Origin of the sequence: Streptomyces sp. NPDC088732 (genome assembly GCF_044751205.1) — a bacterium.
In the GTDB taxonomy this organism is placed as follows: Bacteria; Actinomycetota; Actinomycetes; order Streptomycetales; family Streptomycetaceae; genus Actinacidiphila.
This window is the reverse complement of the sequence record NZ_JBIVLI010000011.1, coordinates 124,256-148,856: the sequence shown is the minus strand read 5'-3', so window position 1 is coordinate 148,856 and position 24,601 is coordinate 124,256. Positions and strand designations below refer to the sequence as shown.

The 24,601-nt window shown below is 73.7% G+C and carries 25 protein-coding genes and 1 tRNA gene; 12 read left to right on the top strand and 14 right to left on the bottom strand.

Annotated features, from left to right (window positions below):
• Positions 1–134 precede the first annotated feature (134 nt).
• From ACIP9H_RS20140 to fahA, 3 genes are all read right to left on the bottom strand, one after another.
• On the bottom strand, positions 135–1,613 hold the full coding sequence (locus ACIP9H_RS20140) for a pyridoxal phosphate-dependent decarboxylase family protein (RefSeq protein ID WP_401589192.1): 1,479 nt from the start codon (positions 1,611–1,613) through the stop codon (positions 135–137).
• Entirely contained in the window at positions 1,603–3,024 is a 1,422-nt protein-coding gene (locus tag ACIP9H_RS20135; RefSeq protein ID WP_401959969.1) for an MFS transporter, read from the bottom strand. The genes ACIP9H_RS20140 and ACIP9H_RS20135 overlap by 11 nt, the downstream gene beginning before the upstream one ends.
• Positions 3,025–3,138: 114 nt before the next feature.
• The gene (gene fahA, locus ACIP9H_RS20130) at positions 3,139–4,392 is read right to left on the bottom strand and encodes a fumarylacetoacetase (RefSeq protein ID WP_401589187.1); all 1,254 of its coding nucleotides are present in this window, start codon (positions 4,390–4,392) and stop codon (positions 3,139–3,141) included.
• Positions 4,393–4,591: 199 nt separating this feature from the next.
• Here fahA and ACIP9H_RS20125 point away from each other — a divergent pair, with 199 nt between their 5' ends.
• The gene (locus ACIP9H_RS20125; RefSeq protein WP_401589486.1) at positions 4,592–5,863 is read left to right on the top strand and encodes a chloride channel protein; all 1,272 of its coding nucleotides are present in this window, start codon (positions 4,592–4,594) and stop codon (positions 5,861–5,863) included.
• 143 nt (positions 5,864–6,006) lie between these two features.
• Here ACIP9H_RS20125 and ACIP9H_RS20120 read toward each other — a convergent pair whose 3' ends face one another.
• The 6 genes from ACIP9H_RS20120 to ACIP9H_RS20095 all read right to left on the bottom strand — a co-directional run bounded on the left by ACIP9H_RS20120 (position 6,007) and on the right by ACIP9H_RS20095 (position 9,311).
• Positions 6,007–6,219, bottom strand: a complete 213-nt coding sequence (locus ACIP9H_RS20120) for a hypothetical protein (protein ID WP_401589185.1) — start codon at positions 6,217–6,219, stop codon at positions 6,007–6,009.
• A gap of 120 nt (positions 6,220–6,339) precedes the next feature.
• The gene (locus ACIP9H_RS20115) at positions 6,340–6,591 is read right to left on the bottom strand and encodes a hypothetical protein (protein ID WP_401589183.1); all 252 of its coding nucleotides are present in this window, start codon (positions 6,589–6,591) and stop codon (positions 6,340–6,342) included.
• Between the two features lie 167 nt (positions 6,592–6,758).
• The gene (locus ACIP9H_RS20110; RefSeq protein WP_401589180.1) at positions 6,759–8,186 is read right to left on the bottom strand and encodes a DUF2252 domain-containing protein; all 1,428 of its coding nucleotides are present in this window, start codon (positions 8,184–8,186) and stop codon (positions 6,759–6,761) included.
• A gap of 17 nt (positions 8,187–8,203) precedes the next feature.
• Entirely contained in the window at positions 8,204–8,557 is a 354-nt protein-coding gene (locus tag ACIP9H_RS20105) for a hypothetical protein (RefSeq protein ID WP_401589178.1), read from the bottom strand.
• Positions 8,558–8,664: 107 nt separating this feature from the next.
• Positions 8,665–9,069 (bottom strand): hypothetical protein, encoded by a 405-nt coding sequence (locus tag ACIP9H_RS20100; protein WP_401589176.1) that lies wholly within the window; start codon positions 9,067–9,069, stop codon positions 8,665–8,667.
• A 154-nt stretch (positions 9,070–9,223) separates the two neighbouring features.
• Positions 9,224–9,311: transfer RNA gene (locus ACIP9H_RS20095), tRNA-Leu, on the bottom strand.
• A gap of 162 nt (positions 9,312–9,473) precedes the next feature.
• Between ACIP9H_RS20095 and ACIP9H_RS20090 the strand changes: the two genes are divergently transcribed.
• The 4 genes from ACIP9H_RS20090 to ACIP9H_RS20075 all read left to right on the top strand — a co-directional run bounded on the left by ACIP9H_RS20090 (position 9,474) and on the right by ACIP9H_RS20075 (position 12,782).
• Complete coding sequence (locus ACIP9H_RS20090) at positions 9,474–10,832, top strand: M20/M25/M40 family metallo-hydrolase (protein WP_401959966.1); 1,359 nt, start codon at positions 9,474–9,476, stop codon at positions 10,830–10,832.
• Between the two features lie 141 nt (positions 10,833–10,973).
• Positions 10,974–11,207 (top strand): chaplin, encoded by a 234-nt coding sequence (locus ACIP9H_RS20085; protein ID WP_401589170.1) that lies wholly within the window; start codon positions 10,974–10,976, stop codon positions 11,205–11,207.
• A 175-nt stretch (positions 11,208–11,382) separates the two neighbouring features.
• A complete protein-coding gene (locus ACIP9H_RS20080; protein ID WP_401589167.1) occupies positions 11,383–11,727 on the top strand; it encodes a chaplin in 345 nt (114 codons plus the stop codon).
• 179 nt (positions 11,728–11,906) lie between these two features.
• Positions 11,907–12,782, top strand: coding sequence for a chaplin (locus ACIP9H_RS20075; RefSeq protein ID WP_401589165.1), 876 nt, complete (start codon positions 11,907–11,909; stop codon positions 12,780–12,782).
• Between the two features lie 81 nt (positions 12,783–12,863).
• Here the strand turns inward: ACIP9H_RS20075 and ACIP9H_RS20070 are convergent, their stop codons facing one another.
• Positions 12,864–13,052 carry a DUF5703 family protein gene (locus ACIP9H_RS20070; protein WP_319661956.1) on the bottom strand — a complete coding sequence of 63 codons (189 nt, stop codon included), beginning with the start codon at positions 13,050–13,052 and terminating at the stop codon, positions 12,864–12,866.
• 47 nt (positions 13,053–13,099) lie between these two features.
• Here ACIP9H_RS20070 and ACIP9H_RS20065 point away from each other — a divergent pair, with 47 nt between their 5' ends.
• The gene (locus ACIP9H_RS20065; RefSeq protein ID WP_401589161.1) at positions 13,100–13,717 is read left to right on the top strand and encodes a hypothetical protein; all 618 of its coding nucleotides are present in this window, start codon (positions 13,100–13,102) and stop codon (positions 13,715–13,717) included.
• Between the two features lie 45 nt (positions 13,718–13,762).
• On the opposite strand, the gene ACIP9H_RS20060 is transcribed toward ACIP9H_RS20065, so the two are convergent.
• Positions 13,763–15,847 (bottom strand): helix-hairpin-helix domain-containing protein, encoded by a 2,085-nt coding sequence (locus ACIP9H_RS20060; RefSeq protein ID WP_401589158.1) that lies wholly within the window; start codon positions 15,845–15,847, stop codon positions 13,763–13,765.
• Between the two features lie 40 nt (positions 15,848–15,887).
• Positions 15,888–16,868: an aldo/keto reductase gene (locus ACIP9H_RS20055; protein WP_360906295.1), complete on the bottom strand. Its 981-nt coding sequence runs from the start codon at positions 16,866–16,868 to the stop codon at positions 15,888–15,890.
• Between the two features lie 126 nt (positions 16,869–16,994).
• On the opposite strand from ACIP9H_RS20055, the gene ACIP9H_RS20050 reads away from it, so the two are divergent.
• Positions 16,995–18,047, top strand: a complete 1,053-nt coding sequence (locus ACIP9H_RS20050) for an LLM class F420-dependent oxidoreductase (RefSeq protein WP_401589155.1) — start codon at positions 16,995–16,997, stop codon at positions 18,045–18,047.
• A 37-nt stretch (positions 18,048–18,084) separates the two neighbouring features.
• On the opposite strand, the gene ACIP9H_RS20045 is transcribed toward ACIP9H_RS20050, so the two are convergent.
• Complete coding sequence (locus ACIP9H_RS20045) at positions 18,085–18,690, bottom strand: hypothetical protein (RefSeq protein WP_401589153.1); 606 nt, start codon at positions 18,688–18,690, stop codon at positions 18,085–18,087.
• 304 nt (positions 18,691–18,994) lie between these two features.
• Here ACIP9H_RS20045 and ACIP9H_RS20040 point away from each other — a divergent pair, with 304 nt between their 5' ends.
• Positions 18,995–19,783 (top strand): ferritin-like domain-containing protein, encoded by a 789-nt coding sequence (locus ACIP9H_RS20040; protein WP_401589150.1) that lies wholly within the window; start codon positions 18,995–18,997, stop codon positions 19,781–19,783.
• Positions 19,784–19,823: 40 nt separating this feature from the next.
• Here ACIP9H_RS20040 and ACIP9H_RS20035 read toward each other — a convergent pair whose 3' ends face one another.
• Positions 19,824–20,825 carry a magnesium and cobalt transport protein CorA gene (locus ACIP9H_RS20035; protein WP_401589148.1) on the bottom strand — a complete coding sequence of 334 codons (1,002 nt, stop codon included), beginning with the start codon at positions 20,823–20,825 and terminating at the stop codon, positions 19,824–19,826.
• 64 nt (positions 20,826–20,889) lie between these two features.
• On the opposite strand from ACIP9H_RS20035, the gene ACIP9H_RS20030 reads away from it, so the two are divergent.
• The 4 genes from ACIP9H_RS20030 to mshC all read left to right on the top strand — a co-directional run bounded on the left by ACIP9H_RS20030 (position 20,890) and on the right by mshC (position 24,537).
• Positions 20,890–21,588, top strand: coding sequence for a histidine phosphatase family protein (locus ACIP9H_RS20030; protein WP_360906300.1), 699 nt, complete (start codon positions 20,890–20,892; stop codon positions 21,586–21,588).
• Positions 21,589–21,646: 58 nt separating this feature from the next.
• Positions 21,647–22,243 carry a DUF3090 domain-containing protein gene (locus ACIP9H_RS20025; protein ID WP_401589145.1) on the top strand — a complete coding sequence of 199 codons (597 nt, stop codon included), beginning with the start codon at positions 21,647–21,649 and terminating at the stop codon, positions 22,241–22,243.
• On the top strand, positions 22,201–23,061 hold the full coding sequence (locus tag ACIP9H_RS20020; protein WP_401589142.1) for an SCO1664 family protein: 861 nt from the start codon (positions 22,201–22,203) through the stop codon (positions 23,059–23,061). Before ACIP9H_RS20025 ends, ACIP9H_RS20020 begins: the two co-directional genes overlap by 43 nt.
• Positions 23,062–23,307: 246 nt before the next feature.
• Positions 23,308–24,537 carry a cysteine--1-D-myo-inosityl 2-amino-2-deoxy-alpha-D-glucopyranoside ligase gene (gene mshC / locus ACIP9H_RS20015; protein ID WP_401589140.1) on the top strand — a complete coding sequence of 410 codons (1,230 nt, stop codon included), beginning with the start codon at positions 23,308–23,310 and terminating at the stop codon, positions 24,535–24,537.
• Positions 24,538–24,601: the final 64 nt, after the last annotated feature.

Here is a 24,601-nt window from a genome sequence, read left to right as displayed (position 1 = left end):
TCAGGGCTCCCGCGGGCAGGCTCCGCCCAGGGGCGGCCGGGCGGCCCCTGGCCGGCGGCGTCACCGTCGAACGGGTTCCGACCGGGCCGCTGCGACCGACGGACCCGGTACGCGTCCGCTCCCCCTCGGGGGCCTCACACCCGGAAGACCGAGCCGACGAACTCCGTCAGCAGCCGCTCCTTGAGCCGGCCCGGCAGGGCGTCGAGCAGCATCAGTACCGGCGCCATACGGCGCGGCAGGCCCGTTCCGCCGCCGAGGCCCGCGAAGGCCAGGACCCCCGCGATCTCCTCCGGCCCCAGGGCGTCCGGGTCGAGTCCGGCCGCGAACTGCGCGAGCGCCGGGTCCACGGTCACCGGGGCCAGGGCCCGCGCCGCCTTCAGGGCCGCGTCCAGGTCGGCGAGCAGGGCGTCGACCTGCCCGGCCGACGCGGGGGTCAGGGTGAGGTGCAGATTCGGCGGGAGCCCGTCGAAGGACAGCTGGGGCTGGAGGTACCAGCCGCGGTCGCGCATCTCGTCGGCCAGGTGCAGCAGCAGGCTCAGGTCGGGCGTGCCGTCCGCCCCGAGCAGGGTGAACGCGACCAGTGCGGCCCGCGGTTCGCCCAGCACCCGTACGCCCTCCACGGCGCGCAGCCCCGGCAGCAGCCGGTCGGCCGCCTCGGCGGTCCGCTCGGCGAGCTCCCGGTAGCCGTCCTCGCCGATGTGCCGCTGCACGGCCCACGCCTGCGCCAGCAGGCCGGCCGACTTGGTGCCCTGCACCGTCGGGTTGACCACGGGGTAGCCCGGCCAGCCCGCGTGCGCGAAGTACTGGTGGCGGCGCAGCTCCGCGTCCCGGTACAGCACCACGGAGGCGCCCTTGTCGGCGTAGCCGTACTTGTGGAGGTCCACCGACAGCGAGGTCACCCCGGGCACCGACAGGTCGAACGGCGGCACGTCCCGTCCCGCCCGCCGCAGATGGGGCAGCAGCCAGCCGCCGATGCAGGCGTCCACGTGGCAGAGCACCCCGTGTTCGGCCGCCGCGGCGGCGATCTCCGGCACCGGGTCGACCACCCCGTGCGCGTACGAGGGCGCCGAGGCGACGACGAGTGCGGTGCGGCCGGTGACCGCGGCGGCCATGGCGGCAGCGTCGGCCCGCAGGGTCTCCCGGTCCACGGGAACGGTCACCGTCTCCAGGCCCAGGTAGGAGGCGGCCTTGTGGAACGCGGCGTGCGCGGTCGAGGGCAGCAGGAGCTGGGGCTCCGTCACCTGGCGCACGGCGCGGGCGTGGTCGCGGGCGGTCTTCACCGCCAGCAGGATCGACTCGGTGCCCCCGCTGGTGAAGCTGCCCTGCGCACCGGGTGCGCCCAGCAGTGCCACGGCCGCGCCGACGACGTCGTTCTCCAGCCGGGCCACGCTGGGGAAGACGGTCATGTCCAGGCCGTTGACGGTGGCGAACTCCGCGTACGCGGCCGCGGCGAGCCCGTCGACCCCGGCCAGCCCGGAGTCGTAGACATAGGCGAACGTGCGCCCGCCGCGGGTCGGGGCGTCCTGGGCGCGCAGGGCCCGCAGCGCGGACAGCACCTCACCGGCGGGCCGGCCGGACGGGAGCGCGGGGGAGGGAACGGGCTCAGTGGGCATGGTCGTTCGTGTCCTCTGACAGCTCGGCGGAACGGTCGGATTCGGGCGCGGCCACCGCCGGGGCGTCCTCGCGGTAGCCGCGCAGGAGCCGCAGGCTCGCCGCGGCGAGCAGGGCGGGCAGCAGGCTCATGCCCCACGTGATGCCGGTCAGGGCGGCGGCGGGCTGGTCGACGTGGTGCGCGGCGTCCGAGGAACGGAACCCGGTCACCGCCAGGACCAGGGCGAAGACCCCGGCCCCCAGGGCGAGCGCCAGGGTCTCGGCGGCGGTCCACAGGCCCGTGAAGGTCGCCGCCCGGCGCCGCCCGGTCCGTACCGCGTCGGCGGCAAGGGTGTCGGCGAGCATCGTCAGCGGAAGCAACTGGAGCCCCGCGTAGGCGATCCCCACGGCCGCCACCGCCGGATAACCCAGCGCCGGGCCCGCCAACGGGGTCAGCGCGAGCAGCGCCGCCGCGCCGGCGAACAGCGCCGAGGCGCACGCTTGCGCGTACTTCGGGCCGCGCGCCCGGGCCAGCCGGTTCCACAGCGGCATCACCAGCACCAACGGGCCGATCATGCAGGCGAACAGCGGGGTGACGGCGCCCGCCGCGCCGAGGGTGTACGTGGCGAAGTACTGCACCCCCGCCAGCATGGTCCCGACGGCGAGCGCCTGCAGCGCCCACATGCCCACCAGGAAGCCGAACGCCGGGTTCTCCCGGGCGACCGCCAACTGCGCCCGCAGGGACGGCTCCGCGGTGCTGCGGGCGACCGAAGGGGCCTGCCGCGTGAAGTGCCAGGCGCCGAGCGTCCCGGCCAGGAGGAGCAGCGCCACCACGACCCCCATCAGCCGGTAGCTCCCGGGGGTGTCGCCCCTCTCGTGCGCGATCGCGGGGGCCAGAGCGCCCGACAGCAGGATCGCCACGCCCAGGAACCCCACCCGCCAGCCCAGCACGCGGGCCCGTTCACCGGTGTCCTCGGTCATCTCGGCGGGCATGGTCACGTACGGCACCTGGAAGACCGCGTAGGCGGTCGCGGCCAGCAGGAAGAACACCGCCACGTACCCGGCCGCGGCCGCGCCCCGCAGCGGCGGTGCCGCGAAGACCAGCGCGAACAGCGGCGGCAGGGTCAGCGCCCCGGCCAGCAGGAACGGCCGCCGTGAACCCCCTTGCAGCCGGCTGCGGTCGGCGGCCGCCCCCACCAGCGGGTTGATCAGCACGTCCCACGCCTTGGGCAGGAAGACCGCCGCGCCCGCCACCGCCGCCGGCACGGCCAGCACGTTCGTCAGGTAGTACAGCAGGATCAGCCCCGGTACCGTGCCGAACGCGCCCGTGCCCAGGGAGCCGAGGCCGTAGCCGATCCGCACCGCGCGCGGCAGCGGCGCGGCGGGCGCGCGACCGGTGTCCCCCAAGGGGGCGGAGGGCGGTGTCTCGGGCATGGGTTCCCTGCGGGGCCGGGGTGCGGACGGCGGAGCGACAGGGTCAGGAGATCACAGCGGCCCGGCGCACCGACAGATCCCGGAACGGCCCGATTCCCGCCCGCCGCCGCGTCCTTACCGCGCCGCCGGAGCGGCCGCCACCCGGCCCGTCACCTCGCCGAAGCCGATCCGTGTGCCGTCCGGCCCGGGAGCGGTCGCCGTGATTACGACCTCGTCGCCGTCCTCCAGGAAGCTCCGCCGCGTCCCGTCGGCGAGCACCAGCGGCTCCTCGCCGTTCCACGACAGCTCGATCAGCGCGCCGCGCTGCGCCCGCTCGGGCCCGCTGACCGTGCCCGAGGCGAACAGGTCCCCGGCCCGCAGGGAGGCGCCGTTCACCGTCATGTGGGCGAGCATCTGCGCGTACGTCCAGTACATCGTGGCGAACGGCGGCCGCGAGACCACCTCCCCGCGCAGCCGCACCTCCAGCGCGATGTCCAGGCCGCGCGGCGGAGCGGAGCCGTCCTGGTCGTCGAGGTAGGGCAGCAGCGCCGCGTCACGGGCCGGCGGGGCGACACGCGCTGCGGCCAGGGCGTCGAGGGGGACGACCCAGGGCGAGACGGAGGTCGCGAAGGACTTGCCGAGGAACGGGCCGAGCGGCACGTACTCCCACGCCTGGATGTCGCGCGCGGACCAGTCGTTGACCAGGCAGACGCCGAAGACGTGCTCCTCCGCGTCGGCGAGCGGCACGGGCGAGCCCTGCGCGGTCGGGCCCCCGACGACGAAGCCGATCTCGGCCTCCACGTCCAGCCGCCGCGTCGGACCGAAGTCCGGCACCGCCTCGCCCGGCGCCCGCCGCTGGCCGCTCGGCCGCACGACGGGCGTGCCGGAGACCACCACGGTGCCGCTGCGGCCGTGGTAACCGATCGGCAGGTGTTTCCAGTTGGGCGGCAGCGCCGCACCGTCGGGCCGGAAGATCCGGCCGACGTTGGTCGCGTGGTGCTCCGAGGCGTAGAAGTCGACGTAGTCCGCCACCTCGAACGGCAGATGCAGCGTCACCTCCGGCCGCGGCAGAAGGTGCGGCTCGACCGCCGGGCGGTGGGCCGGATCGGTCAGCCACGCGGTGAGCAGCGCACGCACCGCCGTCCACGCGGGCCGACCCGCCGCCAGCAGCGCGTTGAGCGACGGCGCCGCCAGGAGCGCCGCCACGCCGTCTCCGGCCCGCGCGGCCTGCCCGGCCGTCACCGCCCCGGCGTCGAGCACGTGGTCGCCGATCGCCACACCGATCCGCCGCTCGCCCGGCCGGTCCCCGGTGGTGAACACCCCGTACGGCAGGTTGTGCACGCCGAAGAGGGAGTCGTCCGGCACGGCGACCCAGGTGGGGGCGGCCATGGCACCTCCATACGCGTCAGCGCCGCGCCTCCTCGCGCGGTCGGCCCACCCTAGCGCCCAGCGTGCCTGAGGCCGCCGGACGGCTCGCGTCGGTAATGTCACGAAAGCCGCATTCAACGCAAACAGCGCACCGCCACGAGAGGGGAAGGCGATCTCCGGGACCGCGAACCAGCCGCAGGAAGCCGACCAGTTGCGGACCCTGCTGCGTCAGCCGCAGTACCGCAGGGCGCTGTTGTCCTCCGCCGTGCTCGGCATCCCCGTGTCCTTCCTCGCCTTCTGGTTCCTCGTCGCCCTCCACGAACTGCAGAAGCTGGTCTGGCAGGACTGGCCGCGGCAGCTCGGCCACGCCCAGCCGCCGTGGTGGTGGCCGATCCCGCTGCTGGCGGTGGCCGGCCTGGTCGTCGGCCTGGTCGTCACGCGTATCCCGGGCGGCGGCGGCCACATCCCCGCGTCCGGCCTGCACTCGGGCGGCGCCACCGCGGCGGCGGTGCCCGGGGTCGTCGTGGCCGCCGTGGCGAGCCTGCCGCTGGGCGCCGTCCTCGGCCCCGAGGCACCGCTGATCGCCTTCGGCGGCGGCATCGCGCTGGTCTTCCGCAACCTGGTCCGCGCGTCCCCCACCCCGACCGGAACCGTGCTGCTGGGCGCCGCCGGGTCCGCCGCGGCGATCGCGACGATCTTCGGCAACCCGCTCGTGGCGGCCGTCCTGCTGATGGAGGTCGCGGGCGTCGGCGGACCGCAGCTGTTCGCCGTCATGCTGCCCGCCCTGCTCGCCGCCGGCGTCGGCGACATCGTCTTCACCGGGTTCGGACGCTGGACCGGCCTCAAGACCGGCAGCCTGGACATCGGACTGCCCCGGCCGCCCGCGCTGGACGTCGGCGACGTCGTCTGGGGCGTCCTCATGGGCCTGGTCGTGGGGATCGCCGTCCACTGGATCGTCGTCGGAGGCCGGCACGCGGCGGTCTTCGTCTCCCGCAGCCCCCTGCGCAACACCGTCGCCTGCGCGGTGGCCGCGGGCGTCTGCGTCGCCGCCTACGCCCTGCTGACCGGCCGTTCACCCGCCGAGGCCGCGCTGTCCGGGCAGAGCACGCTGCCGCAGCTCGCCTCCGACCCCCACGCGTGGCCCGTCACCGCCCTGGTCGCCGTACTGGTCCTCAAGTCCCTCGCGTACGCCCTCTGCTTGGGCAGCCTGCGCGGTGGCCCCATCTTCCCCTCCCTCTTCCTCGGCGGTGCCTGCGGCGCACTCCTGGCCCCCCTGCCGGGCTTCGGCCTCGTGCCCGCCATGGCCGCGGGAATGGCGGCCTCCTGCGCCGCGGCGATGCGGCTGCCCGTCAGCACGGTCGTCCTCGTCGTCCTGCTCCTGGGCAACGCCGAGTCCGTGCCGGTGGTCGTACTGGCCGCCGTCGTCGCCTTCGTCACCACCGAACTGCTCCCGCAGGGCCCGGACATCCCGGCCTTCGGCCGCGTGGACTGAGGGGCCCGGCACGCCGCGCCGTCGCCGTCGCCTTCGGCATCACCGAGTTGCGACCCCGGGGGCCAGGATGTCCGGGCGTGCGCCAGCGTCGACCGAGGGGCCCGCGGGCGGTTCCGGCGGTCCGGCCGGAGCGGCGCCGGGCGTCAGCGGTCGTGCTGGCCGTCGTCGCCTTCGGTATCACCGAATCGGCAGTCGGCGGCGGGGCGCGGCCGGCGGGCGGCGGTGTGAGTGAGCGTCACGGCCACCCGCCAGCCATGGGCGAGGGCGGGCAGCACGAGGCCGTCGCGCAGGGACTCGACGCCGCCGGCGGCCGAGCCGACGACGGCGAGGACTCCACGGACCGGTTGAGGAGGCATGGCCGGGGGCCAGGATGTCCGGGCGTTCGGCCGCGTGGACCGAGGGGCCGGCCGGAACGGCGCCGGGCGTCGATGGTGGTGCCGGCCGTCGTCGCTGTGCCTCGCGGCCACGGCGTTCGGTCAGGTCGACCGAGCGGTCCGGGCGCGGTCCGTACGGTCCGGTGGGAGCGGGGCCGGACGTCGGTGGTCGTTCCGGCTGTTGTTGTGGCCTTGGTCGTCGGCGAGTTGCTGCGGCACGGTCCGGACGTCCGGGCGTTCGGGGGCGCCGACTCCGTGGATGGGGCGGTCCGGTTGGTGCCGTGCCGTGCCGGGCCGGGCGTCGGGCGGCCGGCTGGGCAGTGCGGGGTCGGTACCGGTGGTCGTACGGCCCATGTCGTCGCCTCGTCAGCGCCGAACTGCTTCCGCAGGGCCCAGGCAACCCGCCGTTCGGCCGTGTCCGGCCGGAGCGGTGCCGGGCGTCGGTCGGCGTGCCCCGGGCCCGAACATCCCGGCCTTCGGCCGCGCCGACGGGGCGTGCCGGCACACGGCGCAGCCGGGCCTCAGGCCGACCGCGCGGTGACGCGGCCGGTGCGGACCGCGTCCAGGAGGGACTGGTGGTCGCGCTCGTTCTGGTCGGCGTACAGCTCGGCGAACTCCGCCATCGCCCGGTCGAAGACGTCGCCCCCGCCCAGATAGGCCGCGATCGCGATCCGGTCGCCCGAGCGGGCGTGCGCCCGGGCCAGCGTGGCGCCGCAGACCCGGCCGAAGACGCCCATCACCTGGGGCGACATCGTCTCGGCCACCACGATGCCCTTCCAGTCGCGCAGTTGGCGCACATAGAAGTCCCGCCGGCGGCCGTCGATGCCGTGCACGCGTTCCCAGCCCAGGAAGATGTCGCTCGTGGCCTGCATCAGCCGCTGCCCGGCCACCACGCGCTCGCCCTGCGTCCGCTGGAGGCACGCGCCCACGTGGCGGGCCAGCACCGACTCGTCGGCCTCCTTGGCCTGGAGGAACAGCGGGTCCTCGTCGTCCTTGCCGAGCAGCAGGACGATCCAGCAGCGCGTCCCCACGCTGCCCACTCCCACCACCTTGCGGGCGATGTCGGCGACCCGGTACTGCTCCAGCAGCGCGCGGCGGTCGGACTGCAGGGTGTGGCCGTAGCGCTCCATCAGCCGCGCCAGCTCGCGCTCCACCCCGGCGTCCAGCGCGTCCGGCAGGTCGCGCAGCGGTGTCAGCAGCGGAGGATCGGCCGCGATGCGCCGCCGGCCGTCCACCACGTGCGTGAGCTTCTCGAACGCCTGGAGCGTGTCGTGCGAGCGTGCCCGTTCCTGCGAACGCTCCCAGCGCGCGCGGTCCCGCGCGCCGAGCAGCGGCGCGAACCGCTCCTGGAGCCGGTCCGCCTCGAAGTGGGCGTACCAGACGTCGAGATCGCCCATCCGGGCGAAGCGGCGCATGTACTCGCGGTAGCCCCCGACGGCCGCCAGGACGGTCGCCGCCCGCTCCCCGGTGGAGAAGCCGGCCGCCCGGCCCGCGATCACGAGGCTGGCGGCCAGCCGCTTGACGTCCCACTCCCACGGGCCGGGCAGCGTCTCGTCGAAGTCGTTGATGTCGAACATCAGCCGCCGCTCGGGCGAGGCGAGCAGCCGGAAGTTGAGCATGTGCGCGTCCCCGCAGAGCTGGGCGCGCAGCCCCGTCACCGGCGTGCCCGCGAGATCGGCGGCCATGACGGCCGCCGCGCCGCGGTAGAAGCGGAACGGCGACTCGGACATCCGGCCGTACCGGATCGGGACCAGTTCGGGCACCCGGCGCGCGGACTGCTCCTCGATCACGTCGACCGGGTCGGCCCTCAGCGGCGAGGGCGCCCACTCCGCGTGCCGCGACCGGGGCGTGGTCCGCCGCGCGGCGCGGCCCATGGCGGCCCGCTCCCGCGGTGAGAGGAACTCGCGCCCGCCGGGCACCGCGGCAGGGTCGTCGTTCCCGTCCGTCATGGCGACCGTCCCTGGTGCTAGTGGCTTCCGCCGACCACGGTGAAGCTCTTCCAGGGGGCCTGGCCGGGCACACCCGGGTCGCTGGTCTGCGAGGAGAGGTAGAACTCGCTGGTCCCGGTGAGGTTGTGGCAGTCCTCGCGGGTGTAGAGGATCACGTCGTTGACGGTGTTGTTGTCGACCGACTTCGCGCCAGGGGCCGTCAGCGGGTGGCAGCCGTCGACCGAGGGGCTCTCGATCTGCTGCGGTTTGCCGTCGGTGGTCGTGTAGACCAGGTTGCCCACGGCCTGATGGGTCATACCGGAGCACGCCGCGGTGCCGAGGAGCAGGAGCAGGGCGCCGGCGTGGAGGCCGGGCCGGCGGAGAGCGGCCATGGTGAGCGTCCTCGTCTGTACGGGGGACCGGTACTGAGGGCAACGCTGCCGCCTGCGCCGGCCGCTGTCACCCGCAGTGCGACCAGTCGGCTGAATGGCGGCGGGACTCACACCGCAGCGGGCCTGCGCCCCGGGGCGGTGCACAGCGCCCACAGGGCGACGCCGTCGAGGAGGATCATCGCCAGCGCCCAGAAGGGGATGTACGGCAGCCACATGAAGTTCGCCAGCATCCCGAGCCCGACGAGCGCCACACCCACCTTGCGCGCCCAGAGCGCGCCCCGCAGGAGCAGCAGCCCGACGAGCACGATCAGCACCCCGAGCACGAGATGGATCCAGCCCCAGGCGCTCAGGTCGAACCGGAAGGTGTAGTTGCCGGTCACGACGAAGACGGTGTCCTTGGCGATCGCGGAGGCGCCCTGGAGGATCGCCGAGATGCCACCGAAGATCATCAGAACGGCGGCGAGGACGATCCGTCCGGAAGCCGCGGAGCCGTCCGTTCGCGAAGTGGCCATGGTGGGCTCCTTACTCTTCGGAACCAGCGTGCCACGGTCCGCAGCGGACGGCATGCGGAGCGCCCGGGAGTTCAGGACCCGAACGCGCCACGGACCCGCGAACGCCGATGGGCGGTACCGCCGTACTCCGGCCGTACCGCCCACAGGCTTCACATGGTGTCCGAGGGGGGACTTGAACCCCCACGCCCGATAAAGGGCACTAGCACCTCAAGCTAGCGCGTCTGCCATTCCGCCACCCGGACAAGGTGTCCGCCGCCTGGCGCTCGGGCCCGGCGACGTGGAAAACAATAGCAAACATCCGGGGCCCCTCGATCAACCCGCCCGCCGGGGCGCTCGTGACGCCCGTGACGCCCGTGCGAAGGGGGCCCGGGGGGCCTCGCGGCCCGGTGGGGGTGCGGGGGAGGATGGGGAGATCGACCAACGAAGGAGACAGCGTGAGCGAGTCGAGCTCGGACGCCCGTACGACCACCGGTGAGGACGAGGTCGCCGGCCTCTGCCGCGACCTCATCCGGATCGACACCAGCAACTACGGCGACCACTCGGGTCCCGGTGAGCGGGCCGCCGCGGAGTACATCGCCGAGAAGCTCGCCGAGGTCGGCCTCGAACCACAGATCTTCGAGTCGCACCAGGGCCGGGCCTCCACCGTCGCCCGCATCGCCGGCGAGGACCCGTCGCGGCCCGCCCTGCTCATCCACGGCCACACCGACGTCGTGCCCGCCAACGCCGCCGACTGGACGCACCACCCGTTCTCCGGCGAGATCGCCGACGGCTGCGTGTGGGGCCGCGGCGCGGTCGACATGAAGGACATGGACGCGATGACCCTGGCGGTCGTGCGCGACATGCTCCGCAGCGGGCGCCGCCCGCCGCGCGACATCGTGCTCGCCTTCCTCGCCGACGAGGAGGCCGGCGGCGTGTACGGCGCCCGCTACCTGGTCGACAAGCACCCCGAGCTCTTCGAGGGCGTCACGGAGGCGATCGGCGAGGTCGGCGGCTTCTCGTTCACGGTCAACGAGGACGTGCGGCTCTACCTGATCGAGACCGCCCAGAAGGGCATGCACTGGATGCGGCTCACCGTGGACGGCACCGCCGGCCACGGCTCCATGACCAACACCGACAACGCGATCACCGAGTTGTGCGAGGCGGTCGGCCGGCTCGGGCGGCACCAGTTCCCGGTGCGCGTCACCAAGTCCGTCCGCGGCTTCCTCGACGAACTGGGCGACGCCCTCGGGATCGAACTCGACCCCGAGGACATGGAGACGACGCTGGCCAAGCTGGGCGGCATCGCGAAGCTCATCGGGGCCACGCTGCGCAACACCGCCGCGCCGACCATGCTGGGTGCCGGCTACAAGGTCAACGTGATCCCCGGCCAGGCCACCGCGCACGTCGACGGCCGTTTCCTGCCCGGCTACGAGGAGGAGTTCCTGGCCGACCTCGACCGCATCCTCGGCCCCCGGGTGAAGCGCGAGAACGTGCACGCCGACAAGGCGCTGGAGACGACGTTCGACGGCGCGCTCGTCGAGGCCATGCAGGCGGCGCTGAAGGCCGAGGACCCGATCGCGCGGGCCGTGCCGTACTGCCTGTCCGGCGGGACCGACGCCAAGTCCTTCGACGACCTGGGCATCCGCTGCTTCGGTTTCGCGCCGCTCCAGCTGCCGCCCGACCTCGATTTCGCCGGGATGTTCCACGGTGTCGACGAGCGGGTGCCGGTGGACGGTCTCAAGTTCGGCGTGCGCGTGCTCGACCGCTTCCTCGCGAGCAGTTGAAACGACTCGCCAATTATCGACATTTCCTGCCGCTTAGCCGAAAAGAGTGAATGAATCCCAGCGGCAGTAGCGCGCCTTGTGTCCACTCGTTGGTTCCTGTGCGGTCCGAAGTTGGGGCCGTTTTGCCAACGAGGAGGAAAAATGATCAAGAAGGTCGTCGCTGCTGCCGTGGTCACCGGTGGGCTCGTGGCTGCGGGTGCCGGCGTGGCCGTCGCCGACTCCGGAGCTCAGGGTGCCGCTGTCGGCTCCCCGGGCGTGCTGTCGGGCAACGTGATCCAGGTTCCGGTGAACATCCCGGTCAACCTGTGCGGCAACACGATCAACGTCGTGGGCCTGCTGAACCCCGCCGTCGGCAACGTCTGCTTCAACAGGTGACATCGCGTCGGGCCCTCTCCAGGGCCTGACCCGGCCGGCCCCGCGAAGCTCTGAACGGGCTTCGGGGCCGCCCCGGCTGGGGGAGTGCCGGTTTTCATCTCCGGGGGGCACTCATTCCCCCGGCGGGTACCGCCCGCCGGTTTCCGTATCCGGAAAAGCAAGGCAAGGAAACTCAATGCGACAGGTTGCAAAGAAGGCGCTGATCACTGCGGTCGCGGCCGGCGGTGCGCTCGCCGTCACCGGCGGCATGGCCCACGCGGACTCGCACGCGTCCGGCGTTGCCGCCGGGTCCCCGGGCGTTCTGTCCGGAAACCTGATCCAGGTCCCGGTGAACATCCCGATCAACCTCTGCGGCAACACCATCAACGTGGTGGGCCTCCTCAACCCGGCGGCGGGCAACGTCTGCATCAACGGGTCCTTCGGGCACCGCGAGGTCCGGGTCTACAAGAAGGGTGGCTTCCACAAGGCCATCGGTGGCTACCGCGACAAGGACGGCTACGCCGACAAGGACGGCAAGTGACGTTCTCTCAGGCCTCTTCCGAGGCCTGAAACCGGTCGGCCCCGGAAATGCCTCGTGCGCTTCCGGGGCCGCCCCGGCTAGGGGGAGGCACAAGTTCTGACGTCCGGGGGGGCGACCATTCCCCCGGCGGGCTCTGCCCGCCGGTTTCCGTATCTGGAAAAGCAAGGCAGGGACAATCCATGCGACAAGTCGCGAAAAAGGGGCTGCTCACCGCGGTCGCGACCGGCGGCGTGCTCGCCGTGACCGGCGGTATGGCCGCCTACGCGGACTCCAACGCGTCCGGCGTCGCCGCCGGCTCGCCGGGCATCGCTTCCGGCAACGCGATCCAGGTTCCCGTGAACATCCCGGTGAACGTCTGCGGCAACACGATCAACGTGGTGGGTCTGCTGAACCCGGCGGCCGGCAACACCTGCGTCAACGGCTCCCCCGGCCACCGCGAGGTCAAGGTCTACAAGAAGGGCTTCCGCAAGCCCGTCGGCGGCGGCTACCGCGACAAGGACGGCGGCGGCCGCGGCGGCTCCACCCGCGGTGTCGACTCGGCCTTCGGCAGCCGCGGCAACGACGGCGGCCACGGGTTCGGCGGCAACGACGGGGGCCGCGGCTTCGGCGGCGACCGCGACGGGCGCGGCTACGGGCACGGCGGCGCGTCGGCCCACGGCGCGGCTGTCGGCTCGCCCGGCATCCTCTCCGGGAACGCGATTCAGGCGCCGGTGAACATCCCGGTCAACGCCTGCGGCAACTCCGTCAACGTCATCGGCCTGCTCAACCCGGCCGTCGGCAACACCTGCGTGAACGCCGGCGGCTACGGCGGCGGTCACCACTACGGCGGTGGCGGCAAGGGCCACGGGCACCACCCGCGCCCGCCGCACCGCAGCGTGCCGCGTGACAACTACCCGGAGCACAACAACCCGGAGCCGGCCGGTGTGCCGGGCGGTGGCGGCCCGAGCCTGGCCCAGACCGGTACCGAGGACGTCGGCACCGCGCTGCTCACCAGCGCCGGTCTGCTGCTCGGCGGTGCCGTGCTCTTCCGCCGCGCCCGCGCGGTCCGTCGCTGAACGCCTCTGTCTCCCCCATGGGGCGGCGTATGAGGAAAGGGGCCCCGCCGATGCGGGGCCCCGCTTCATGTGTGGCGTACGTCACCATGTGGCGCGGACCTGGCGGATGATTCTTCGGCGCAGCCGTACCCGGCGGCTGCCGTCCGGGTAGAGGCGGAGACGGTCCAACTCCCAATGCCCGTACTCCGCGTGGTCGGTCAGAAGCCGCTGGGCCTCCTTGCGGGAGACGCCCCGAGGCACGTACACATCTCTGAATTCGTATTCAGGCATCGCATCTATTGTGCGGGGAGAGCCCCAGTACGGATAGCGTCTTCCGCATGTCTGATGCCGCGCAGCCCACTGTTGCCGAGGTACGAGCCGCCGTCGAGGCGGTGAAGGCCGCTCTGGACCGCCACCTGGCCGCCGTCGAGCACCGGACCGGGGAGGACGATCCCGCGGTCTACCAGGCCTTCGAGGCCCTGGCCTCGGCCGCCGAGGCCTACGACGAGCTGCTCTACGACACCTATGACGAGGTCACCCCCTTCGAGGTGCCGCTCGGGGACACGCTGCCCGAGTACGACGGTCCGGAGGAGCCGGAGGCGATCAGCGTCCTGATCCGCCGCGACTACACCGTGGGTGATCCGGAGCGGCTGGTGCAGCAGGCGGAACGCGTCGCCGACGCGGGGCTCGAGGCCGGCACCGATGTCGCGGCCGCGATCGGGGCCCTGTTCGGGGAGTACGAGCCCGACGAGATCGCCGAGCGGCACAAGGAGTTCGGCCTGGAGGAGGGCGACTCCACGGTCTGGGTGACCGCGGTGGAGGCGGCCGAGCCGGGGGAGTGGCTGGCCACCCCCTTCGAGCAGGCCGATCCGCGCCATCTCATCTGCCGGTTCGACGTCAGCGCGGTCTTCGACGACGAGAGCGACGTGCTCGGCGAGGACCGCGAAGAGGCATGACGCCCCGCACGGGGGCCCGGTACGCCCGGGCCCCCGTGCCGTGCGCTACTGCGCCGACGCCGACGCCGCCTGCTCGCGCAGGATGTCGCGCAACCGCGTGGTGCGGTCCCGTGCCGGGACCTCGGCGACGGCGCGCGGCAGTGCCTGGTCGACGCCGTGCACGACGGACAGGTGCCGTTCGCCCCGGCCGAAGGCGGTGTAGACCCAGGCCCGGGTCAGGCTCTGCGCGGCGTCCCCCGGCAGCACGACGACGGCGGCCGGCCAGCGGCGGCCGGCGGCCTGGTGGGCGGTGATCGCCCAGCCGTGGCGCACCTGTGCGGCGACGGCGTCGGGCGCGACGACGACGGCGGTCCCGTCGCAGTCCACGTGCAGGCCCTCGTCACCGCCGCCGGTCACGGTGCCCGGCACGGCGCTGCCGGGGCCGGGGACCAGGAGCACCCGGTCGCCGGGGTCGAAACCGCCGAAGCGGCCGGGGCCCGGGTTCAGCCGTTCCTTGAGCGCCGCGTTGAGCACCCGGGTACCGGCGGCGCCGCCGTGGCCCGGGGTGATGACCTGGGTGCTCCCGGCGGGCACCCCGATGACCCGGGGCACGGAGTCCGCGACCAGCTGCACCGTGCGGTGCACCGCCTCGCCGGCGTCGCGCACCGGGACGATCACGACCTCCTTGTCCGGCGCCTCCACCTGCGCGAGCTCACCGATGCCGATCCCGGAGACCAGCTCGCCGATCGGCCCCGGGTCCGGTGTGCGCGAGGCGACCTGCGGGCACACCTTGGCGGCCGCCAGGTCCGCGAACACCCGCCCGGGACCGGCGGACCACAGCGCCATCGGGTCGCCGGAGAGGACCAGCCGCGCGCCGTCGGGCACGGCCTCGACGAGAGTGGCGGCCGTCTCCACGTCCAGCAGGGGCGCGTCCAGGACCGCCAGCAGGTCGAGCGCCAGCGTCCCGTCCTCGTCCCGTCCGGGGCCCTCCTGGCCGGCGAGCAGGCCCGCGACGGTGGCCACCGCGTCCTCGCCCGCGCCCGCCCCGGCCAGCCGCCTGCGGCCGTCCTCGGTGGCCGCGGCGGCGTAGGCGCGCAGGCCGAGTGCCCGGGCGGCCGCCACGAGGGCGGCGGGTTCGGCACGGGCCTCCTCGGCGCCCTGGTGCACCACGAGCCCGCTCTCGGCTGCGGCGCGCACGAGCGCGCCGGCGGACGGCGAGGGCGCCGTGGCTGCCGCGCCTTCCCAGTCCGGCCCCTCGTCGGGGGAGAAGGTGTTGAGCAGCCGCATGAGGCCGTCGGCGAGGCTCTCCTCCGCCATCGCCCACCGGTCCAGGCCGAGCAGCAGCCGCACCGGCTGCTCGGCGTCCTCGTCGGCGTCGGTACCGGCACCCGCGGCGCGGGCCGGTCCGGCGCTGTCGTCGGGGACGTGGAAGAGCAGCGCCACACCGTCGGTGACGGCCGCCTTGAGCGCGTCGTCGGCGGCGGTGACCGCGTGCCGGCCCAGGGCCGCGCCGAGCACGGACCATTCCACCGCCGTGTGGCCCTGCTCGGCCGCCTGCTCCAGCAGCCGGACGACCAGGGCGCGCGCCCGGCGCTCGTCCTCCGGGTCGGCGGCGCCGCCCAGCAGGGCCTTGGCGAAGCCGTCGGCCTGGTCCACCCGCACGCCGGGCACGGACAGCACCTGCCACGGGTCGTCGCGCAGCGCCTCCCCGGCCCGTTCGCCGAGCGCCGCCACGGCGGCCTCCGCCAGCCCCTCCGGCGCGCCGCCCGCGGCGAGCACCGTGCGCGCCGCGGCCACCGCGTCGCCGCTCAGCAGGGCGGGGACGGGCGCCGGCGCCATCGCGGCGGGGGCCGGCGCGGGCGTCACCGGGCGCTCCGGGGCGGGCCGCGCCGGGGAGGTGCGGCCCCGGGGCACGGCCGCCGGACGCTCACCGCGCTCGATGGCCCGCACCGCGGCCGCCAGGTCCGTCAGTTCCTCGGGCAGCTGCGAGCCGACGCCCTCGGTGGACGGGCGCGGGCGCCGGGGCCGCGGCGCGTCCTCGCCGGTGTCGTCCGCGGCACCGGCGGACTGCTCCGGCGCCGCGTCGGCACCGGGCGGCGTCCCCGCTCCGCTGCGGTCCTCGCGGTCGCGGTCGTCGCGGTCCTCGGTCACGGTGGCCTCCGTAGGTGGGCGGACTACCGCCGGAGGACGCTCACAGCGTGCTCCAGTCGTGGTCCGGATAGCGGTGCAGCGGCGCCGAAACGTCGTCCAGCGCCTGGCAGATCTCTTCGGGAAGACTAAGGGCCTCCACTGACAGCGCCGCCGCCAGCTGCTGGGCGTTGCGCGCACCGACGATGGGCGCGGCGACGCCGGGGCGGTCCCGCACCCAGGCCAGGGCCACTTGGAGGGGCGAGGCGGCCAGTCCGTCGGCCGCTATGGCCAGCGCGTCCACGATGAGCCGGGCCGTCTCGTCGAGGTAGGGCGCGACGAAGGGCGCCATGTCCTCCGAGCCGCCCCGCGAGTCCGCCGGGGTGCCGTGCCGGTACTTGCCGGTCAGCACGCCCCGCCCGAGCGGGGAGGAGGGCAGCAGCCCCACCCCGAGGTCCAGCGCGGCGGGCAGCACCTCGCGCTCGATGCCGCGTTGCAGCAGCGAGTACTCCATCTGCGTACTGGACAGCGGCGTCCGGGTCTGCACGGCCCGCTGCCAGGTCGCCGCCTTGGCGAGCTGCCAGCCGCAGAAGTTGGAGACGCCGACGTAGCGGGCGCGGCCCGAGGTGACGGCGAGATCGAGGGCCTGCAGGGTCTCGTCGAGCGGTGTCGTGGGGTCGTACGCGTGCACCTGCCACAGGTCCACGTAGTCCGTCCCGAGCCGCTGCAACGAGGCGTCCAGGGCGGCCAGGAGGTGTCCGCGGGAGGCGTCGAAGCGCCGGTCGGGGTCGGGGACGCTGCCGGCCTTGGTGGCGATCACCAGGTCCGCGCGCGGCACCAGGTCCTCGACCAGCCGGCCGAGCAGGTACTCCGCGCCGCCGTCGCCGTACACGTCGGCCGTGTCGACGAGCGTCCCGCCGGCCTCCCAGAAGGCCTTCAGCTGGTCCGCGGCGTCGAGTTCGCCGGTGTCGCGTCCCCACGTCAGCGTGCCGAGCCCGAGCCGGGACACACGCAGTCCGGTACGGCCGAGGTGCCTTTGCTCCATGAGGGGTGAGATTACTGGTCAACGGCAGTATTTGGGCCCGAGTGACGTACCCGACAGGCGCCGTGCCGCCGTCAGGGCGATATGGTCCGGGGAACAAGGACGTTACTCGTTGGTAAGGGGAGCGCTATGCGGCTTGGGATCAACCTCGGCTACTGGGGCGCCGGGATGGACTCTGACAACCTCGCCGTGGCGCGGGAGGCGGACCGCCTCGGGTACTCGGTGTGCTGGGCGGCCGAGGCCTACGGCTCGGACGCGCCCACCGTCCTGGCCTGGGTGGCCGCCCAGACCGAGCGCATCGACGTCGGTTCGGCCATCTTCCAGATCCCGGCCCGCACCCCCGCGATGACGGCCATGACCGCGGCCACCCTCGACTCGCTGTCGGGCGGCCGCTTCCGCCTCGGCCTCGGCGTCTCCGGGCCGCAGGTGTCCGAGGGCTGGTACGGCGTCAGGTTCGACAAGCCGCTGGCGCGCACCCGCGAGTACGTGGAGATCATCCGCAAGGCGATGTCCCGCGAGCGGCTGACCCACGAGGGCGAGCACTGGACGCTGCCGCTGCCCGACGGCCCCGGCAAGGCGCTCAAGCTGACCGTGCACCCCGTCCGCGAGCACATCCCGCTGTACATCGCGGCCATCGGCCCGAAGAACCTGGAGCAGACCGGCGAACTGGCCGACGGCGCCCTGCTGATCTTCCCCTCGGCCGAGCACCTGGAGGAGACGGCCCTCCGCCCCATCCGTGCGGGCCGCGAGAAGGCCGGGAAGACGATGGAGGGCTTCGACGTCTGCCCGACCGTCCCGGTCGCCCTCGGTGAGGACGTCGACGCGCTGGCCGACATCTTCCGCCCCTACACGGCGCTGTACGTCGGCGGCATGGGCAGCCGCAAGCAGAACTTCTACAACAAGCTGGCGCAGCGCATGGGGTACGAGAAGGAGGCCGCCGAGATCCAGGACAAGTACCTGGCCGGCGACAAGGACGGCGCCGCGGCCGCGATCCCCCGCGAGCTGATCGACTCCACCACCCTGCTCGGATCCGTGGAGCGCATCGCCGACCGCATGCAGGCGTACGCGGCGGCCGGCGTGACCACGCTGACCCTCGCGCCGGCGGGCTTCACCCTGGACGAGCGGATCGCGGCCCTGCGCGCCGGAGTGGACGCCCTGGAGCGCGCCGGGCTGGCCGAGTAGACCCGGCCGGCACCGCGCGGCGGCGGCCGGTCCCGGCTCAGCCCGGGACCAGCCGCCCCAGCAGCCGTCCGAAGGCGGTCAGGCGCGCTATCTGCCCCGGGCCGCCGTCCTCCAGGGACTTGCTGAAGCGGAAGGCCTCCGGCCGGAACCGGGCCGAGGCGATGGCCCCGTCGGCGTCCCCGCGGACCGCGCTCAGCTCGTGCGGCATGGCGGTCGCCAGCACCACGTACACGCCGCGGTCGACGCGCCGCCCCTCCTCGTCGTGGCCCACCAGGGTGCGCATCCCGACATGGCCGATGGTCTCCAGGGGGAGCACCTGCACGGAGGAATCCAGGACCCGGCCGCCGGGGGCGTCCTCGTCGGCGACCTCCTCGCTGTGCCAGAGGATCAAACGCCGCCCGTCGCAGACCGCGGCCTCCTGCCACACCGAGGTACCGGCCTCCGTGAGGTCCACCACGCGTTCGAGGGTGAAGCCGCGTACCCGGCGCCGGCCCAGGACCCCGCCGATCGCCTCCAGGGCCACGTCGGCATGGAGGAAGTAGGCGTGCGCCGCGTCGTCCAGGCGCGCGTAAGGGGCCCAGTCAGAACCCGCGGGGCCCGCTGGACGCACCGTCGAGCGGCTCCGCGTCGCCTTGCTGAACATGTCTAGGTAGTGACCCCTCCGAGGGGCTATGAAATCACGAGCGCCCGGTCCGGCCGCAGCACCCCTCGGTTTTCGCGGCCGTGGTGGGGGCTCGGGGGTCTTCCCCGCCACGGCCGTCAGCAAACTCAACGCGGGGAAGCGCCAAGGGTTACGCACCCCTCACCCGTTCGTCCTCATCCGTTCGGCCGAGTTGACGCGCGGGGCTGTTGCCACCGGCTTTCCGGGGCATTTGACTCTTCATTTACGCATGGTCGATTTATTGAGTTATCCGGTGGTCCATCCGGTTCGCGCAGGAGGTTCCCGCATGCTCTCCGCCCGGAGTCTGTTCCAGGAGATCCTCGACCACGACGAGTCCTTCCGGCTCTTCTGCTCGATCGCCGCCAGCGGCGAGGCCCAGGGCGGCTGGGAGAACGGCCGCATCGCCGCCCTCGTTCCCGAGCAGGAGCGCGGCCTGGCCCCGAAGATCGCCCGGCACGGCGCCGACGAGGACAAGCACGGGAGGATCTTCAACGCCCTGCTGCGCAGGCGCGGCCTGGACCCCGTCCCCGTGCCCGCGGACACCGACTACACGATGCTGCTGGAGCGCGGCGGCATCGGCCTCGCCCACGACAAGCTCCGCCGCGACGAGCCGCTGACCGTCGGGGACGTCGTCACCTACCTCGCCCACAGCCGCGTCACCGAGCAGCGCGCCTCCGAGCAGATGGCCCTGCTCGCCCGGCACTTCGCCGGCCACCCCGACATCGGCCGCGCCGTCCGCATGATCTCCCAGGACGAGGACAACCACCTCGCCTACTGCCACGAGGAACTGCTGCGCCTCGCCGCCGCCGGGCACGGCCGCGCCATCCGGCACACCCTGCGCGTCTGCGCGCTGGCCGAGATCCGCGTCCACCGCGACGTCAGCCTCGCCGTCATGGCCCACATGGGACGCGCCCTCGGCTGGTCCCGGGGCCGGTCGGCGCTGCTGCGCGCGGGCATCCGCGCCGTGTACGTCTACGAGCGCCTGGGCGGCTGGCGGCGCATGGTGCGGCTGTCCATGCCGCAGCGGCGCGACGCCCTCGGCGGGCCTGCCACCGCGGCCGAGGCCGCCGTCTGAAGGGTGCTGCAGGGCCGGGCGGGGGCGGCGGCGCGTGCCGTCACAGCCAGCCGTGCCGCTTGAACGTCCGGTAGAGCAGGATCTCGGCCACCACGATCACCGCCAGGACCGCCGGATAGCCCCACACCTGGCGCAGTTCCGGCATGTGCTCGAAGTTCATCCCGTACACGCCGGTGATCATGGTCGGCACGGCGGCCATGGCGGCCCAGGACGAGATCTTGCGCATGTCGTCGTTCTGCCGCACGCCGACCTGGGTCAGATGGGCGCCGAGGATGTCGCTGAGCAGCCGGTCGAGGCCGTCCACCAGTTCGTTGGCCCGGGTGAGGTGGTCGGCGACGTCCCGGAAGAACGGCTGCGTGCTGGACGCCACATGCGGCACCGTGCCCGCGGACAGCCGGATCATCGGCTGCGTCAGCGGCGAGGCCGCTCGGCGGAACTCCAGCAACTGGCGCTTGAACCCGTAGATCCGGCTGGCCGTGCTCTCCGCGCCGCGCCGGGCGGCCGTCCGCCGCAGCTCGGGCGCGAACACCTCTGTCTCCAGCTCCTCCAGGTCGGCCTGGAGATCGGCCGCCACCACGATGTAGTCGTCCACCACGGTGTCGCTGATGGCGTACATCACGGCGCCCGGACCGTGCTTGAGCACCTCGTGCTCGGCCTCCAGGCGGTGCCGGATCTCCCCGGGGGCGATGCCCTCGCCATGGCGCACGGTGACGACGAAGTCCTTCCCGACGAACACCATCAGCTCGCTCGCGGTGACCGTGTCCCGCGCGTCGTCGTACGTCACCGGCTTCAGCACCAGGAACAGCGAGCCCTCGTAGACCTCCAGCTTGGGGCGCTGATGGGCGCTGAGGGCGTCCTCCACCGCCAGCGGGTGGAGGGTGAACTCGCGGCTGACGAGATCGAACTCCTTCTCCGTGGGCTCGTACAGGCCGATCCACACGAAGGCGCCGTCCATCGCCCGCGCGGTCTCCAGGGCCTCGGCCACGTCGGTGGGGGTCGCCGCCCGCTCGCCGTCGCGGTACACGGCACAGTCCACGATCACGTATGTCTCTTTCCGCGAATCGCCGCCGACACACCGGTCCCGTGCCGGCCGTATGGTGGCGGTCATGTCCACCGTGATCCTGGTCCGGCACGGCCGGTCCACCGCCAATTCCGAGAACGTGCTGGCCGGCCGGCTCCCCGGAGTCGCCCTCGACGAGACCGGCCGCGACCAGGCGGCGGACCTCGCCGCGCGGCTCGCCGCCCTGCCGCCCGCCGCCGTCGTCACCAGCCCGCTGCAGCGCTGCCGCGAGACGGTCCAGCCGCTGCTGGACGTACTGCCCGACGTGCCCCTGCACGTCGAGGAGCGGGTCTCGGAGTGCGCGTACGGCGACTGGAGCGGCCGCAAGCTCGCCGAACTCGCCGACGAGCCCATGTGGGGCGTCGTGCAGCGCTATCCGTCGGGTGCCGTCTTCCCCGGCGAGGGCGGCGAGTCGATGCGCGCCATGCAGATCCGCGCGGTCGACGCCGTGCGCGAGTGGAACGCCCGCATGGAGGAGGCCCACGGGCCCGACGCGCTGTGGGTGCTGTGCTCGCACGGCGACGTCATCAAGGCGATCGTCGCCGACGCGCTCGGCATGCACCTCGACCTCTTCCAGCGCATCGCCGTCGACCCCTGCTCCGTGACGGCCATCCGCTACACCTCGGAACGGCCCTTCCTGCTCCGCCTCGGGGACACCGGCAGCCTCGACGGGCTCCGGCCGCGCGAGAAGCCCACGGCGGCCCCGGGGGACGCGGAGGTCGGTGGTGGTGCGGGCGCACCGTGATCAGCTTCCGCAGTAGGGTGGACCGGACCTCCACGACACCGAGCAAACGGAGCAGGACGTGCCTCGTCAGGTGTTCCTCTACGACAAGCCCGATCGCTTTGTCGCAGGCACCGTTGGCCAGCCAGGACAACGCACCTTCTTCCTGCAGGCCAGCGCGGCCGGCCGGACCACCAGTGTCGCCCTGGAGAAGACCCAGGTCGAGGCGCTGGCGGAACGCATCGACGAACTCCTGGACGAGGTCGTCCGCCGCACCGGCGGCGCCGCACCCGTGCCCGCCGTGGCCCCCGGCGAGCTGGCGGACAACGCCCCTCTCCAGGCTCCGGTCGAGGAGGAGTTCCGCGTCGGCACCATGGCCCTGGCCTGGGACGGCGCCGAGGAGCGCATGATCCTGGAGGCACAGGCCCTCGTCGAGATCGAGGCGGACGACGAGGACGACCTCGAGGCCGCGGAGGAGATGCTCCTCCAGGACGAGGAGAACGGGCCGCCGCTGCTGCGGGTGCGCCTGACCGGCGCCCAGGCCCGCACCTTCGCCAAGCGCGCCCTGGACGTGGTGGCCGCGGGCCGGCCCCCGTGCCCCCTGTGCAGTCTGCCCCTGGACCCGGAAGGACACGTATGCCCGCGTCAGAACGGGTACCGGCGATCGGCGACGGCCTGAGCGGCGACGCCGTCGGCGGCATAACCGGGGCGGAACTGCTGGCGCACGGCGAACTGACCGTGCTCGGCCGGCTGCGCGACGCCTCCAACGCCGTGCTCTACTGCGAGATCGCCCACGAGGGCGTCACCGCCCACTGCGTCTACAAGCCCGTCGCCGGGGAGCGGCCGCTGTGGGACTTCCCCGACGGCACGCTGGCCCAGCGCGAGGTGGCCGCCTACCTGGTCTCCGAGGCGACCGGCTGGGGCCTGGTGCCGCCCACCGTCCTGCGTGACGGGCCGTACGGCGAGGGCATGTGCCAGCTGTGGATCGACACCCCCGAGGAGGGGGAGGACGGCGGCGACGGCCTGCTCGCACTCGTCGACGCCGAGGAGCCGGAGCCCGGCTGGAAGGCCGTCGGCTTCGCGGAGGTCGGCGAGGGCCGCACCGCGCTGCTGGTGCACGCGGACGACGAGCGGCTGCGGCGGCTCGCGGTCCTCGACGCCGTGATCAACAACGCGGACCGCAAGGGCGGCCACCTGCTGCCGACGGCACGGGGCGGGCTCTACGCCATCGACCACGGTGTGACGTTCAACGCGGAGAACAAGCTGCGGACCCTGCTGTGGGGATGGGCGGGGGAGCCGCTGACCGAGGAGGCCGTGGAGGTTCTCGGCAAGCTGACGACCGAGCTCGGCGACGGCGGCCTCGGGGCTCGGCTGGCCGGGCTGATCACCGCCGCGGAACTCGCCGCACTGCGCGAGCGCGTGGCGGACCTGCTGCGCACGGGACGGCACCCGGAGCCCTCCGGGGAGTGGCCGGCCATCCCGTGGCCCCCGATCTGACGCGGGCGAGAGGGCCGCGGCCGCGCGGAATGCTCCGACGTCCCCGCTCTCCCGGGCGGGGGGACGCGATCTTCGTCTCCACGACACCGCGACGGGCAGCCCCTTTCCCCGGGGGCCCGGTCCGGCCGCCCGCATCTCCGTCCGAGGGGCCCGGCGGGTCCGCCGGGGCGCCGCAGTGGGCGACGGCACAGTCCCGGGGGACCCCAGCGGTCGTTTGCCGATCACGCGGGCGGTTAATCTCATGACATGCATGCCTGGCCCGCTTCCGACGTCCCCGCCCTCCCGGGCACAGGACGCGATCTTCGTCTCCACGACACCGCGACCGGTGGCCCGGTAACCCTGGACCCCGGTCCGGTCGCCCGCATCTACGTCTGCGGGATCACCCCCTACGACGCCACCCACATGGGGCACGCGGCCACCTACAACGCGTTCGACCTCGTGCAGCGCGTGTGGCTCGACACGAAGCGCCAGGTCCACTACGTCCAGAACGTCACCGACGTCGACGACCCGCTGCTGGAGCGGGCCGAGGCCACCGGGCAGGACTGGACGGCCCTCGCCGAGCGCGAGACCACCCTGTTCCGCGAGGACATGACCGCCCTGCGGATGCTCCCGCCCGCCCACTACATCGGCGCGGTCGAGGCCATCCCCGGGATCGTCCCGCTGGTCGAGCGGCTGCGCGAGGCGGGTGCCGCCTACGAGGTCGACGGGGACATCTACTTCCACGTCGACGCCGACCCGCACTTCGGCAGCGTCTCCCACCTCGACGCCGCCGCCATGCGCGCGCTGTCCGCGGAGCGCGGCGGCGACCCGGACCGCCCCGGCAAGAAGAACCCCCTCGACCCGGTCCTGTGGCTCTCCGCCCGCGAGGGCGAGCCCAGCTGGGACGGCGGCAGCCTCGGCCGGGGACGGCCCGGATGGCACATCGAGTGCGTCGCCATCGCGCTGGACCACCTCGGCATGGGCTTCGACGTCCAGGGCGGCGGCTCCGACCTCGCCTTCCCGCACCACGAGATGGGCGCCTCGCACGCCCAGGTGCTCACCGGCGAGTTCCCGATGGCCAAGGCCTACGTGCACGCCGGCATGGTCGCGCTCCACGGCGAGAAGATGTCCAAGTCCAAGGGCAACCTGGTCTTCGTCTCCCAGCTGCGGCGGGACGGCGTCGACCCGGCCGCCATACGCCTCAGCCTGCTGGCGCACCACTACCGCGCGGACTGGGAGTGGACCGATGCGGTCCTCGCCGACGCGGTGGAGCGGCTGGGCGCCTGGCGCGCGGCCGTGTCGCGGCCCGACGGGCCGTCCGCCGACGCGCTGGTCGAGGAGATCCGCGAAGCGCTGGCCGACGACCTCGACGCGCCCGCCACGCTCGCCGCGGTGGACCGCTGGGCGGCGCTCCAGGCCGCCGAGGGCGGCACCGACATCGGAGCCCCGGGGCTGGTGTCGCGCGCCGTGAACGCCCTGCTCGGCGTGGCGCTGTGAGCCCGCACCGGCTTCGCCTGGGCTGACCCCGGCAACGCCGAAGGCCGTTGCCCCCGCGGGGGCA

Excerpts from the sequence above, each read along its gene's own strand:
- ACIP9H_RS20140 (WP_401589192.1), bottom strand. The coding sequence starts at position 1,613 with ATGCCCACTGAGCCCGTTCCCTCCCCCGCGCTCCCGTCCGGCCGGCCC.
- ACIP9H_RS20135 (WP_401959969.1), bottom strand. The coding sequence starts at position 3,024 with ATGCCCGAGACACCGCCCTCCGCCCCCTTGGGGGACACCGGTCGCGCG.
- fahA (WP_401589187.1), bottom strand. The coding sequence starts at position 4,392 with ATGGCCGCCCCCACCTGGGTCGCCGTGCCGGACGACTCCCTCTTCGGC.
- ACIP9H_RS20120 (WP_401589185.1), bottom strand. The coding sequence starts at position 6,219 with ATGCCTCCTCAACCGGTCCGTGGAGTCCTCGCCGTCGTCGGCTCGGCC.
- ACIP9H_RS20115 (WP_401589183.1), bottom strand. The coding sequence starts at position 6,591 with ATGGGCCGTACGACCACCGGTACCGACCCCGCACTGCCCAGCCGGCCG.
- ACIP9H_RS20110 (WP_401589180.1), bottom strand. The coding sequence starts at position 8,186 with ATGACGGACGGGAACGACGACCCTGCCGCGGTGCCCGGCGGGCGCGAG.
- ACIP9H_RS20105 (WP_401589178.1), bottom strand. The coding sequence starts at position 8,557 with ATGGCCGCTCTCCGCCGGCCCGGCCTCCACGCCGGCGCCCTGCTCCTG.
- ACIP9H_RS20100 (WP_401589176.1), bottom strand. The coding sequence starts at position 9,069 with ATGGCCACTTCGCGAACGGACGGCTCCGCGGCTTCCGGACGGATCGTC.
- ACIP9H_RS20090 (WP_401959966.1), top strand. The coding sequence starts at position 9,474 with ATGGGGAGATCGACCAACGAAGGAGACAGCGTGAGCGAGTCGAGCTCG.
- ACIP9H_RS20085 (WP_401589170.1), top strand. The coding sequence starts at position 10,974 with ATGATCAAGAAGGTCGTCGCTGCTGCCGTGGTCACCGGTGGGCTCGTG.
- ACIP9H_RS20080 (WP_401589167.1), top strand. The coding sequence starts at position 11,383 with ATGCGACAGGTTGCAAAGAAGGCGCTGATCACTGCGGTCGCGGCCGGC.
- ACIP9H_RS20075 (WP_401589165.1), top strand. The coding sequence starts at position 11,907 with ATGCGACAAGTCGCGAAAAAGGGGCTGCTCACCGCGGTCGCGACCGGC.
- ACIP9H_RS20070 (WP_319661956.1), bottom strand. The coding sequence starts at position 13,052 with ATGCCTGAATACGAATTCAGAGATGTGTACGTGCCTCGGGGCGTCTCC.
- ACIP9H_RS20065 (WP_401589161.1), top strand. The coding sequence starts at position 13,100 with ATGTCTGATGCCGCGCAGCCCACTGTTGCCGAGGTACGAGCCGCCGTC.
- ACIP9H_RS20055 (WP_360906295.1), bottom strand. The coding sequence starts at position 16,868 with ATGGAGCAAAGGCACCTCGGCCGTACCGGACTGCGTGTGTCCCGGCTC.
- ACIP9H_RS20050 (WP_401589155.1), top strand. The coding sequence starts at position 16,995 with ATGCGGCTTGGGATCAACCTCGGCTACTGGGGCGCCGGGATGGACTCT.
- ACIP9H_RS20045 (WP_401589153.1), bottom strand. The coding sequence starts at position 18,690 with ATGTTCAGCAAGGCGACGCGGAGCCGCTCGACGGTGCGTCCAGCGGGC.
- ACIP9H_RS20040 (WP_401589150.1), top strand. The coding sequence starts at position 18,995 with ATGCTCTCCGCCCGGAGTCTGTTCCAGGAGATCCTCGACCACGACGAG.
- ACIP9H_RS20030 (WP_360906300.1), top strand. The coding sequence starts at position 20,890 with ATGTCCACCGTGATCCTGGTCCGGCACGGCCGGTCCACCGCCAATTCC.
- ACIP9H_RS20020 (WP_401589142.1), top strand. The coding sequence starts at position 22,201 with ATGCCCGCGTCAGAACGGGTACCGGCGATCGGCGACGGCCTGAGCGGC.
- mshC (WP_401589140.1), top strand. The coding sequence starts at position 23,308 with ATGCATGCCTGGCCCGCTTCCGACGTCCCCGCCCTCCCGGGCACAGGA.